Here is a 12,036-nt window from a genome sequence, read left to right as displayed (position 1 = left end):
CAATGGAGGCAGCGCCATGCGCATCATCGTCCAAAATGCCAAATGCCAGGGTCACGCGCGATGCGCGGCGCACGCGCCACACATCTTCAAGCTCGATGACGCCGGTTACATCCTGGCCGGTAACATCGAAGTTGCGGAAGGGGAGGAACTGACTGCATCGCGAGGTGCGCGATCCTGTCCCGAACGTGCACTTAAACTCGACCGTCAACCCTGCAGCACGAGTGAACCGGACGTCATTCCACCGAGAGTCCGGCGGGCATGAAAGGGATCGACCAAGTGGCCCATACGGGAACTGAGGCACGCGCCTTCTGTTCCACCACCGTCCTCGTCCAACTGCGCAGGGGCACCTGCGGCATCGAGAAGCCCCCCAGGATGCGCAAACGCCAAGGTGCGGTTCGCGAAACACCTCTTCCGATCACAGAATTTGTGGCAGAGCCGATGGAACAGACGAAAATTGCCCAACTAATCGACCGTGAGGCGATCCGGGACTGCCTCTATCGGTACAGCCGCGGGATCGACCGCGCCGATGAAGCGGCGCTACGCAGCGCATACTGGCCCGATGCGCATGACAATCACGGCGCCTATTGCGGCCCTGCAGAGGGGTTCATCGAGTTTGCACTCGGTGTCTTCAAGACCGGACCCCGTAACATCCACCAGATCACCAACATCCTGATCGAGTTCATCAGCTCGGCAGAGGCTGCGGTCGAGAGCTATTTCACCGCGCTGCAACGCGCACCGGACAAAGACGGAGACGTACGCCAGACGCTCCTGTGCGGCCGTTACTGCGATCTGTTTCACAAGAGGGAAGGGGAGTGGCGGATTGCCGAACGGACAGTTGTCTACGATTGGATAGAGGAGCAGATCCCACCAGCGATCGTTGAGGCAGAACGGTTCGGCCCGCGCCGGCCGATCGGAGCACCGCATCCGGACGATCCGGTCTACAAGCTCGGAAAGCGTCGCATTCCTTCTCGCCATGACTCTTCGGAGGCTTCGAAAGACACAGCCGCATCGGCCGAGGAGAATCAAGGTCATGACAACTTTGCGATGCTACAGCGATCCCGGCGAAAGACAGCCCGGTGAAGGTGCGCCAAATTGGAATGCCTTTCTGCCCGCGACGGCGTGAGCGATCGGCTCTGTCCCACGAGCCCGCCGACGACACTGGTTGTGCCCAAATGTACGGGTCCTTGGCAGCGCCGATCATCACGGCAAGCTCCTGTCCTTGGCCGGTCCCTCAGCAGCCTCGGCTACCAAATCGGAAGTTGGATCGCTGCCGGATCGCTGCGTCGTCTTTCCGGGTCCGCAACTGGCCATCGCCAGGACGCGCTGCTTTAGCGCGACGCATCTTTTGCCGCTCAAAATTGATTGGATGAAATCGCCGAAGGAAGTCCTCAACATGCAGACAGGACGCATCGTCATCATTACGGGCGCCGCGGGTGGGATCGGCCGTGCCCTGGTCGAAGTTCTTGCCAGGGATGGAGACACTGTCGTTGCGGTAGACCTTCCTGGCAGTGGCGTCGTTGAACTGGCCCGTGGTCTCGGCCACCCGCATCTTGGCCTTGAGTGCGACGTCTCGCGGGAGGAGGATGTGCTCGCGCTTTACGGTCGGGTCGAAGCACAGTTCGCCCAGATCAGCGTCCTCATCAACAACGCCGCGATGGGACCCACCATGGCTGCGAGCGTCGACACTGGTGTCGACGCCTTCCGCCTCGCCCTGGCAGTAAACTTGATTGGACCGTTCGTCATGGCCCGCGAAGCGGCGAGGCGCATGAGGCGGGGCGGTGCGATCGTCAACGTCGCTTCGATGGCGGGCGTCGTAGGCAATCCCAAACGCAACGCCTACGCGGCCTCGAAGGCGGGCCTGATCTCGTTGACGAAGTCGCTTGCATGTGAGTGGGCTTCTCGCGGCATTCGCGTGACGGCGGTAGCGCCCGGCTACGTGCGCACGCCGATGGTGGCAGAACTGGAACGCGCGGGCAAAGTGGACCTAGCGGCCGTGCGCCGCCGCGTGCCGCTGGGGCGTTTGGCGCATCCGGACGAGATCGCTCTCGCCGTGCGTTTTCTGACCAGCTCGCAGGCGCGCTACATCACCGGTTCAGTGCTGGCGGTCGACGGAGGCTGGATGTCATTCAACCAGCCGGGGGATGCACACCCGCAGGTGGATGGGATACCCCAAGCCGAACTGTGCTGTCCGGCCGAACGCACCGACGCGCGTATCGTGCTCGTCACCGGCGGCGCGAACGGCATCGGCGCGGCCGTGGTTCGCCGCTTTGCAGCAAACGGCGATACCGTTGTGATTGCTGATAGAGATGGCGCTGCAGCGGCAGAACTCGCTGCGTGGCTCCGCGGCAAGAACCCGGCCAGATGCGTGGATGTGGCCGTCGAGAGCGAGGTGGTTGCGCTATTCGAAGAGATGCGGGCGAGCTTCGGGCGCATCGATGTGCTCGTCAACGGTGCTGCTGGTGCCGACACTTTGTCGTTGGGAATCGAACAAATACCGGAACACATCCAACACGTCCTGGATGTCAATCTTACCGGGGCCTTCACCTGCGCTCGCGAAGCGATCAAGGCGATGCGCGCTGGCGGCGTGATCCTCAACATCGGATCGATCAACAGCTTTCTGCCGTTCGCGCCGCGCCATGCCTACGGTGCCTCCCAGGCGGGGCTGGACATTCTGACCCGATGCCTGGCGGCCGAACTCGGGCCGGTCGGCATACGGACGGCCACCGTCGCTCCTGGCTTCATTTGCACGCCTGGCGTTGCTCAGTTGGCGAAGGTCGGCCGCATCGATATGAAAACGATCGCACGACGCATCCCTATGGGCAGGCTGGGACAGCCGAAAGACGTGGCTGACGCAGCGTTCTTCCTGGCTTCATCCGCCGCCTCGTACGTCAACGGCTCCATCCTGTACGTGGACGGCGGCTGGACCTCTTTCGGTGATGCGGGAAACGCCAGTGAACTCGATAACGAGTATTTTGCGGAGGCCGCGTGTTGATCGTCGACTATTCGCCACAGGCCGCTGCTCAGCGAAGCCGAGTTCGTCCAAGGGTTCATGGTCCGGTCGGGCGCCGCGCCCGCACTACCGTGACCGAAGATGTTATCCTCGGCGAGACGAAACGTCCGTCCTCATCGCTGTCGAAGCCGTTGCAACCGCTCGATGCGCCTTCAACCGCCGAACGGCTTGCGGCCTGACCACGCCGCCGCCAAGGGCGAGATCGAGACCGCGGCCAAGGCGCCTTGTGCGCACCCTGCGCATCTCCCTGTCGGCTAGCTCCGTTCTGTAAACAGGGAAACACCATGGAATTCGCAACCTTTATCCTGGCCGCCCAGCGCGGATATCACCAATCGTGCGAGAGCGTTATCCGCAACTCCATCGAACAGGCCGTCGTTTCGGAGCAGGCCGGCTTCGATACCGCGTGGTTCGCGGAGCACCACTTCAACAATTATAGCCTCATTCCCTCGCCCTTGATGATGGTGGCGCACTGCGCCGGCGTGACGAGTACCATTCGCCTTGGCACTGCCGTGTGCGTGCTGCCGCTCTATCAACCGCAGCGCCTGCTTTCCGAGATCGGCTTCGCCGACACTGTTGCGAATGGCCGCCTCGAGCTTGGCGTCGGCTCGGGATACCAGCAATTCGAGTTCGAGCGCTTCGGCGTCAATATCGATGAGGCGCCGGCGGTCTTTTCGGAATACTTGGACATCCTTCAAAAGGGCCTCAACCAGAACATCTTCGAGCACGACGGTCAGTATGGGAACATACCCCCCACGGCGATTTCGGTGCGCACCGTCCAGAAGCCGACCCCGCCGATCTGGATCGCCGCCGGGACGGCCCGCCTGGGCCGGGCCTATCGTGAGGGACACAATCTTTTTGTGACGGCATTCCATAACGGATTAGAAACTTTGCGCGTCCTGCGCGAAGCCATCGAGAAGGCCGCGGCTGCCGAAGGCAAGAATGTCACGGACGCCAAGATATCTTTGCTACGTTGCTGCTATGCCAGCGACGACGAGGCAGAGATCAATAGTTATCTCGACAACGCCCGCTTCCAGCGCCGGCTGTCTGAAGCACTGCATCAGCGTCGCCAGCAGAGCCTGGACGGCTATCTGCTGAAAGAAACGCCAACGCAGCAAGATTTGTCATTCGCGACGATGCGCCGGAACCTGCCGATCGGCAGCGTGAATCGAGTGGTCGATCGCCTGTTGGAAGAGATCGATATCTTAAAACCCAACCAGATCGCAATTCAGACCCAGTTGGGGGATTTCGACCAAAAGACGATGCTGCGCCAGATCGAGCTCTGGGGAGACAAGATCATCCCGGCGGTGAACAAGTCGCTCGCTCATCAGGGCGGTTGATGGGACAAAACCAAGAGAATGGCACCCATGCTCGCCCACCAATGTGGCTGCCTCTGCGCCGGCCAATCGCCGCGGTTCAAGCTGGAGTTTGATCGGCATGTGCTTACCTGCGTGCTTTCGTGTGCACTCGAGGAAGTCGAGGCCGGCGAGGCGACGGCGACGGAGGCAACCGGTCTTTCGCGCGCCGAGCTGCGCGATGTCCTGGCCAGCAGCTTCCCCACTTTCCCCTTCAAGGCCTTCGCCCTGGAAGAGATGGGCGAGCCCGAGCCGGACCCGGAGGAAGAACTTTTGCGCGAGCTGCTCCTGGCCCATGCCCTGCCGGGCGACCCGGCAAGCGCCCGGTTTGCCAAGATCATCGCCCGGCGCGCCATGCGCAATGACCATCTCTGGCAGGACCTTGGCCTTTTCAATCGCACCGAGCTTAGCCGCCTGCTTGCCATGCATTTTCCGACGCTGGCGGCCGGCAACACCCAAAACATGAAATGGAAGAAGTACTTTTACCGCAAGCTCTGTGAGGCCGAAGGGTTTTCGCTATGCACCGCGCCCAGTTGCCGGGAATGCAATGATTTCGCAGGCTGCTTCGGTCCGGAGGAAGGGGAAAATCGCCTTGCACGAATCAAAAATGGATTTGCATTGGATTAAGAGCCGCTTTCGTCAGTGTTATGAGGCAGCCAACCTTGATCGCCATCGAGCCGTAGGCACTTTTCCCGGCGACGTTACACGGGAGGAGGGGACCTTCATCGCATGATCGCGGTGAGCGATGGTCGATTCGACTCGGGTCGAGATCTTCTTGTTTCGGAAGCAGGGGCGATCATATTTGACTAACCAAACGAACGGGCGCATGACCTGTTCCTAGCACTATCGGGTCACATCTAGTCTCTTAGAGACATTAGCACCCCATAGAATCACAGACCTAAGGACGGCCTGTCTCCACAAGGAGCCGGCCGCGACGCCGAGCATGACGACAACGTGCGCAGCCTGCCACAACGGGACGTGCCGTTGGTGCTGGGCGCCTGCCCATCGCAAATTACACGAAGGGGGCGCAAATCCGGACTTGGCGGGACTTGCAGCCGTTGCGGACAGGGCGCGGCCGACTATTGGGGTCAGCCCAGGCGCCTGGCCGGAGGCGGCGGAGGTCATGGGTTCACAGAATGCGTCGATTACCCTGGCTGCGATCCTGCAACGGGCCGAACGCATCCGCAGTTGTCGCGGCTATCTGCGGGATCTCACGGAAAAAGCGCGGGCGCAGAAATTCTCTGTGTGGCCCATGGTCACCGCGTTGCTCAACGCCAGAGTCGGGGCGCTGGAGAAGGCTGCTGCCGGAAAAGGTGCGGAGGAATCCTCAGCAGCGCAGGAGCGCGGCGGGTGCCGTGGGGCAGCTCGCTGGATATCAGCGACGCGCTGCGCGACAGCATGAAGAAAAAGGGCTGGTGATGATGTCCCGGGCTGGATCGCCGATGCCGCCATTGGCAATGAGCTCGGAACGGAGAGCGTGCGGTCGATCAGGTCCTTGACCCAGAATGGCCGCTCGGCCGGCCTGTTCGACCTTTCAGCCGGTTCGTCTGAGGCCTTGCTGATATACGACTATGACTGTTCGCCTAGCAGCGATGCCAGTTGTGTGAGCCCGACAGCTTCTATTTTCGGGGCCATCGGATAGGACTCGGTTCCGGCGTACACGACGAAAGTGCGGTCGGGCTGAACATCTTCCAAGGCCATATGCAGACCCTTTCCCAGCGAAGGAGACAGGCTGCGTTTTATTTCGATTGCCCAGACGCCGCGATTGGCTGGAAGCTGGAGGACAAGATCGATCTCGGCTCCGGCCGCGGTGCGGAAGAAGCTTGCGAGGGTCCCTTCGGGCGCCACCGATACAAGATTCTCCAGAACGAAGCCTTCCCAACTCGCGCCGACGACCGGGTGGCCGGCGAGGCTGTCGGCCGTCTCTATGCCAAGCAGGGCATGTACGAGCCCGCTGTCGCGGACGTACACTTTCGGTGTTTTGACGAGGCGTTTGCCCGTATTGGCGTGCAACGGCGGCAGCCGACGGATCAACAGCAGGTCCACAAGCAGATCAACATAGGACGAAATGGTCGGCGCGCTGACCGAAAGGTTGGCCGCCAGGCGTGACGCATTCAGCAGGCCCGCCTGATTGTGGGCAAGCATGGTCCACAGCCGTTCGAGGGTTTGCGCCGGAATCCGCGGGCCGAATTGCGGCACGTCGCGCTCGAGATAAGTGCGGATGAAATTGCGTCGATACGCGAAGCTGTTGGCTTCCGAATGTGCAAGAAAACTGTCCGGGAACCCGCCACGCAGCCAGAGACTTTCAACCGACAGCTTTTCAGAAGCGATCTCGAGCGCGTCCAGCGGTGTCATCTCGACATATTCGATGCGGCCGGCCAGGCTTTCGCCCGTTTGACGCAGCAGATCCATCGAGGCTGATCCCAGAAGCAGGAAACGACCGGTGCGGCGTCCGCGCCGGCGTCCGGCGTCGATCAACCCTCGAAGCTCCTGGAACAACTCTGGCATTCGATGGATCTCGTCCAGGATGACCAGACGGTCCTCGTAGGCGCGCAGGAACAGTGCTGGATCCGACAACTTGTTCCTGTCCTCGCGGGACTCCAGATCGAGATAGAGTGCATCCAGGTCTTCACCAATCTGCAAGGCGAGCGTTGTCTTGCCGACCTGGCGTGGGCCGATGAGGGCCACAGCAGCTTGACGGGCAAGCGCCTGACGAACTTGAGGTAGCACACGACGGCCTATCATCCATGCAAATTAAAAGTCGCGTTTTAAGATTGCAAGGATAAAGAGCTGGATACCGCACAACGGAGGCGCGCAGCAAGCCGTGTTCCGATCACTCCGCACGTCGTCCAGATTGCGATCTGTATGTCGGGATGCGACGGGGCCGTAGGATAGCGAGTGCCACCAGGGTAGGCCCCGAAATCCCCTCGGTAATCTCTCCCATGCGTTTGACAAGAAGCCGTCGCGGCACACTCTTGCATTGGACGTCGCGTGACATACGTGATATGAGTGTGCTCATACGCAATCTCACGTGATGTCTTGTCCGACGCTCTCTTCTCATCTTTCCTCATGGTCGATCGACCGCATGCGCCGATCGGCGGACGGCGCACGTCGGGCGGCGCTAGGGCGCAGGAGCGCCCTAGCCGCACCGTCTCCGACGATCGCGAGCTTCTTGTCGGGGCGATCCGTCGCGCGCTTCAAGAAACAGCGCCCGCGTTGGCGGCGCCAGCAACTGCGACCTCGACAGGATTCGTGGATCTCGCTGCCGCGGCCGCCGACATCGCCCTGGGGCACTCCGTCGTCCTTCAACTCAAGCCCGACCTAGACCAAGGACGCCGAAGCGCGGTGCGCTCCTTCCTTGAAATAGTCGTCCGCGTGAGTGCCACGCTTGACGAAACACGCCTCGAGTCGGCGATCAGCAAGCTCGCGGAGGTCCTCCTGCCCGATGAGCTCGCCGATGCGCGCGGAGCATTGGCCTCGGACAACCTCGAGCTCCGTGATCGATTCGTCTCGGAGGTTCCTCAGCTCACGAGCGCCGAGATCGGAGCGCAGGCGGGGCTGAAGACCAAGAACCCCTATGCGACCGCAGCGCGCTGGAAAAAGGCTGGCAACATCTTCTCGGTCCAGCACCGAGGCAAAGAGTATTTCCCGGCTTTCCAGTTCCGCGAGGGACGGCCGCACCCGACGATCAAGAAGGCGCTCGGGGCACTCCCTCCCCGGCTGTCTGCGTGGCAACGTGCCTTCTGGTTCATGTCGACGAATGGCTGGCTGGCCGACAAGGCACCCGCCGATATGCTCGACAGTCCGCAGTCAATCATCGCAGCCGCTGAACGAGAGGGCCAAGAGGTGGTTGGGTGAGCGTTTCAAGCGTACGCCCGCCGCCTTCTTCCTTTCCGAGCATTAACACCCAAAAGGTCACGAAAGGCATTGTCCTCCATCGCACGCACGGCTCCAGCTTCCGGCCGGCGCAGTTCAACCCATGCATGGGTCAGCCGACGCGATTCGCTCCTTTTCCAGACGCCGCAGGCGCATGCGTACCGACGCTCTACGCGGCGACATCGCGGGAGGCAGCGGCTTTCGAGTCGATCTTTCACGACATCGAGCCTACTGCCGTCTTCAAGACAGTCCGCCTCGACGTCATCGAATCGCGCAGCGTAAGCCGCATTGCACCGAAGCGCGATCTGCTCCTGGCCGGCCTGTTCGCGCCGGATCTCAAGGTGTGGGGCATAAGCCGCGGCGATCTCGTCGAGACGCCGAAATCGACCTACCGTCAGACTGTTCTTTGGGCTCAAGCGATTCACAGCGCCAGAGCGGACGTTGACGGCCTGCTTTGGACATCTCGACAGTGCGACCCGGACCGATGCGTAATATTATTCGAGGATCGTGTCAGCGAGGGAGATTTCGAGGTTCACGACAGCATCGAGGTCGGCGCCGACGCGGACCTGTTGCTCGAGATCCGAGCTTTCGGCATGCGCGCAGGCATTACCATCGTTTCTTAGGCATGCGTTGATGTCGAGAACACATGCTCCGCGGCCGGTTGGCCCTCCTCACGAGACGTATGTTTCTCGATACCGAAGTCCATAGACGAGCTAGGGGGCGCGGGCATCCCGAAAAATGCCTACGCTCGATCAGGGCGAGATCGATAACTTTGCTTGGGGAGCTTTTGTCGAGCAGCTCGTTAGCGAATTGAAGGGGGCATTCAATCGCTGCCTGGAAGTCCCCGCTGGCAGGTGTTTAAGGTGATTTCGCGGGTCGCGCGCCGTTTGGCGCGCGCAACGGCAAAGAATTCCCGACGAGTCGAGGACGAGGAATTTCCCACCGCTGTCACCACGATTCTCTGCCATTCGTTCCAGCGGTCGTCGTGTTTCGTGCTGACGGCTTCGAGTTGTTTTGCCAGCGGTCGGGAGTCTCCTTCGGAATGCCGGCTTTGCGGCCCAGGCTCTTGAAGGGTTCGCCTGAGGTCTCGGCTCGTCGCATAGGGATCACGCCGCGGGTCTCGTTGCCGTCACACGGAGAAAAACGCCGTGACTGACCGAGTTTCAACAAGTCCTTTGGAGACGCGAAGAAACGCCCATAGTCATTCGGTGATGGACTCGTCGTTTTGGCCGCAACCGGCTCGGAGGAAGGCAAATGCAGCCTCGCAAGGATCAAGAATGGGATCGCGTTGGACTAAGATCCGTCTTCGTCACCAGTATGAGGCGGCCAATCTTGATCGCCATCGAGCCGTAGGCGATTTTCCCGGCGTCACACGGGAGGAGGGGAATGTGCACCACCCTGATCTGGTGAGCGGTCAATGACGCGCCCGGCCGGCAACGGGGGTTGACCGGGTGACGGAGGACTGTAGCAATGATGCGGTCGGGCGAAGAGCGGCAACTCCCAATAGTCGAGCGGAACGCGTCTCAACCATGGCGGATCGGTCCCGGAATAGAAGCGCCGTGGCGACGCATTCGCGACGATATTGCAAAGAAGGATATCCAGTGGTTAGAAAGCGAGGCCCAAAGCAAGTGAGAGCCCTCTGCGGAGTCTGGTTGATTGAACCGCGCCCTGCTGTCCGGCTGACAATTCTAGCTTGTCGCTGATCAAAGATGGATGGCGCTTTTGAAGAGCTGACACTTGCGACCGAAGCCCCAAGCGACCGCCCATCCGTGCCAACCTTTTTGGTGGCCAGCACCATTTCCTTCCCCTGAGATGACATGAGCAGATACAAGGATTACCGCAAGCCCCGTCGGCGTCGAGATGACGACGGCCCGTTTCCTTTTCCAGAAGAGGACCTCGTCCCAAGCTTCTTTCATCAAACGTCACCTGCGACGGCAAAGCCGGTAGACGCAGAGGTCAAGTGGTTCAACGCAAGCAAAGGTTTTGGCTTCGTCAGAGTCTCGGACGGAAGGGACGCCTACCTGCATATTCGGGCATTGGAAGCGGTTGGAAGGAGCAGTGTCCCAGAGGGAGCGCGGCTCAAGGTCACCTTGGAGGAGACGCGAAAAGGCCATCAGGTCGCGCAAGTTCTGGAGATTGCACGGGAGATGGCCAACACTTCGACATCCGCGCCGGAAAGCGCCGGCACCGTCAAATGGTATAACGCCGAGAAAGGCTTTGGCTTCATTGCTCCTGAAGCCGGCGGAAAGGACGTATTCGTCCACGCCTCAACGTTGGCCCGCTGTGGAGTGAGCGAGCTCGTGGAGGGACAAAAGGTCTTTATCGAGTGCGCGCAGGGCAAGAAAGGTCTGGAGGTGCAAAGCATTCGTGTAGTTGCTTGACGACGGCCCAGCCCTTTTTGTTGAACGCGCGATGGTGAGCCATTCACTGCGCATAAGCACATCAGAATGGCGCGTTTGTCGCGGTGCTCGATCCTCATCTTTTAACGAGGGCCGATATGGTTCACTTCGTGCTCACCGTCGTTGCCATGGTCGTTCAAATTGAGGTTGCGGTTTATCACGGAACGCGGGCGCGACGGAAATCGAACAACATAACAGCACCTATAAGGTGGCAACAGCGGCTTGACAGGGATTATCATGGTACTGCTTGCCGACGGCCTCGGCCCAGCAGGAATTGCCAAACTGGTCGGCTGCTGCAAATGCAGTTTTATCGGATCATTCAAGCCTTCAATGAATCTTCTGCTGCGATAGCCAGAAGTGGTGGACTAACGCCGACATAAGCAGATCATGCTGGCCTTCCCCGACAAAGCCGGTAAAAGAGTTCCCCGTGTTGTCACCCAATAGGAGTAATTGAATGCACGAGGACACCGCAAATAGCCGAGGCCTGTTGATTGAACTTACGGCAGATATTGTATCTGCCTATGTCAGCAAAAACGCCGTTCCCCCCGCGTCACTGCCAGAGCTTATCGCAAGCGTGAATTCGTCATTGTCGAATCTTGGGCAGGCGGTCGAGCCAGAGAAGCCAGCCCAAGCGCCTGCGGTTAATCCGAAGCGGTCGGTGTTTCCCGACCACATCATCTGCCTAGAGGACGGCAAGAAATTCAAATCGCTTAAGCGTCATCTCAACGTCCACTACGGCCTGACGCCCAACGAATATCGCGAGAAATGGGGATTGAAGTCCGACTACCCCATGGTGGCGCCGAACTATGCGGCCCAACGGTCGGCGCTGGCGAAGTCGAGCGGTCTCGGCCACAAGGCTGTCAGCAATCCCGAAAGGAAGTCGGCGGCACGCAAATCTAGGTAGTGGGCGCAATGCCTCCCCCAGGTCGATGCGCCATACGGTGGAATTGACCGGCCAAACCTGTATGGCCTTCAAATCCGACATAGCCCTGCGCACAGCCGAAGCAAACTCGGAGGCGACAAGGACGCCGGCAATCCTTTCGTAGCAAGTCCTGCTACGGCTAAGTGATCGCCGGCTGGTCCTGTGCAATCGCGGCCGATCGCGTCACAGCGGCTGCCTGGCTGCTTGAGCTGCGCGGCCAGATCGCTAGGCTCGACTGAGACGCGAACTCTCTCGCAGGGGTTCCTTGGAAGGTCTGCGCGGCCTTGAAGACCGCTTCGATTTCGCAGGCGAAGTCCAGATAAAATTGCCGGGGAGGGCTTTCAAGACGAAGCCGAGGCGGTATTGCGGCAGCGGCTCCGGTCCTCGCCGCCATCGACGTCGTAACCGAGTGTACAGATAACTCCGCAGCCCCAGGCGGCAGACTTAGAGTTCGACGCGGCTGATGAATAGACACCC

General features: G+C 60.4%; 12 protein-coding genes. 11 read left to right on the top strand and 1 reads right to left on the bottom strand.

The window, feature by feature from the left end; all coding sequences use genetic code 11:
• The first annotated feature begins 16 nt into the window (after positions 1-16).
• The 7 genes from RFM52_RS25085 to repC all read left to right on the top strand — a co-directional run bounded on the left by RFM52_RS25085 (position 17) and on the right by repC (position 5,764).
• Complete coding sequence (locus RFM52_RS25085) at positions 17-262, top strand: ferredoxin (RefSeq protein ID WP_320223331.1); 246 nt, start codon at positions 17-19, stop codon at positions 260-262.
• A gap of 176 nt (positions 263-438) precedes the next feature.
• Complete coding sequence (locus RFM52_RS25080; protein ID WP_320298663.1) at positions 439-1,080, top strand: nuclear transport factor 2 family protein; 642 nt, start codon at positions 439-441, stop codon at positions 1,078-1,080.
• Between the two features lie 286 nt (positions 1,081-1,366).
• Positions 1,367-2,992: an SDR family oxidoreductase gene (locus RFM52_RS25075; protein ID WP_320327881.1), complete on the top strand. Its 1,626-nt coding sequence runs from the start codon at positions 1,367-1,369 to the stop codon at positions 2,990-2,992.
• Positions 2,989-3,189: a hypothetical protein gene (locus tag RFM52_RS25070; protein WP_320298582.1), complete on the top strand. Its 201-nt coding sequence runs from the start codon at positions 2,989-2,991 to the stop codon at positions 3,187-3,189. The genes RFM52_RS25075 and RFM52_RS25070 overlap by 4 nt, the downstream gene beginning before the upstream one ends.
• A gap of 105 nt (positions 3,190-3,294) precedes the next feature.
• Positions 3,295-4,347, top strand: coding sequence for an LLM class flavin-dependent oxidoreductase (locus tag RFM52_RS25065; RefSeq protein WP_320298583.1), 1,053 nt, complete (start codon positions 3,295-3,297; stop codon positions 4,345-4,347).
• Between the two features lie 27 nt (positions 4,348-4,374).
• Positions 4,375-4,989 (top strand): nitrogen fixation protein NifQ, encoded by a 615-nt coding sequence (locus RFM52_RS25060; RefSeq protein WP_320298584.1) that lies wholly within the window; start codon positions 4,375-4,377, stop codon positions 4,987-4,989.
• Positions 4,990-5,305: 316 nt separating this feature from the next.
• Positions 5,306-5,764, top strand: coding sequence for a replication initiation protein RepC (repC, locus tag RFM52_RS25055; RefSeq protein WP_320298585.1), 459 nt, complete (start codon positions 5,306-5,308; stop codon positions 5,762-5,764).
• Positions 5,765-5,931: 167 nt separating this feature from the next.
• Here repC and RFM52_RS25050 read toward each other — a convergent pair whose 3' ends face one another.
• Entirely contained in the window at positions 5,932-7,107 is a 1,176-nt protein-coding gene (locus RFM52_RS25050; protein WP_320327880.1) for an ATP-binding protein, read from the bottom strand.
• Between the two features lie 294 nt (positions 7,108-7,401).
• Between RFM52_RS25050 and RFM52_RS25045 the strand changes: the two genes are divergently transcribed.
• From RFM52_RS25045 to RFM52_RS25030, 4 genes are all read left to right on the top strand, one after another.
• The gene (locus RFM52_RS25045) at positions 7,402-8,220 is read left to right on the top strand and encodes a hypothetical protein (protein ID WP_320253330.1); all 819 of its coding nucleotides are present in this window, start codon (positions 7,402-7,404) and stop codon (positions 8,218-8,220) included.
• Entirely contained in the window at positions 8,217-8,861 is a 645-nt protein-coding gene (locus RFM52_RS25040; RefSeq protein WP_320298587.1) for an RES family NAD+ phosphorylase, read from the top strand. The genes RFM52_RS25045 and RFM52_RS25040 overlap by 4 nt, the downstream gene beginning before the upstream one ends.
• A 1,194-nt stretch (positions 8,862-10,055) precedes the next feature.
• Entirely contained in the window at positions 10,056-10,619 is a 564-nt protein-coding gene (locus RFM52_RS25035) for a cold-shock protein (protein WP_320298588.1), read from the top strand.
• A gap of 472 nt (positions 10,620-11,091) precedes the next feature.
• A complete protein-coding gene (locus RFM52_RS25030; RefSeq protein WP_320215370.1) occupies positions 11,092-11,541 on the top strand; it encodes a Ros/MucR family transcriptional regulator in 450 nt (149 codons plus the stop codon).
• The last annotated feature ends 495 nt before the right edge of the window (positions 11,542-12,036 follow it).

The organism is Mesorhizobium humile (assembly GCF_033977215.1).
In the GTDB taxonomy this organism is placed as follows: domain Bacteria; phylum Pseudomonadota; class Alphaproteobacteria; order Rhizobiales; family Rhizobiaceae; genus Mesorhizobium; species Mesorhizobium humile.
Note: the sequence above shows the minus strand (reverse complement) of the source record. Positions and strands in the feature narration are given on the sequence as shown.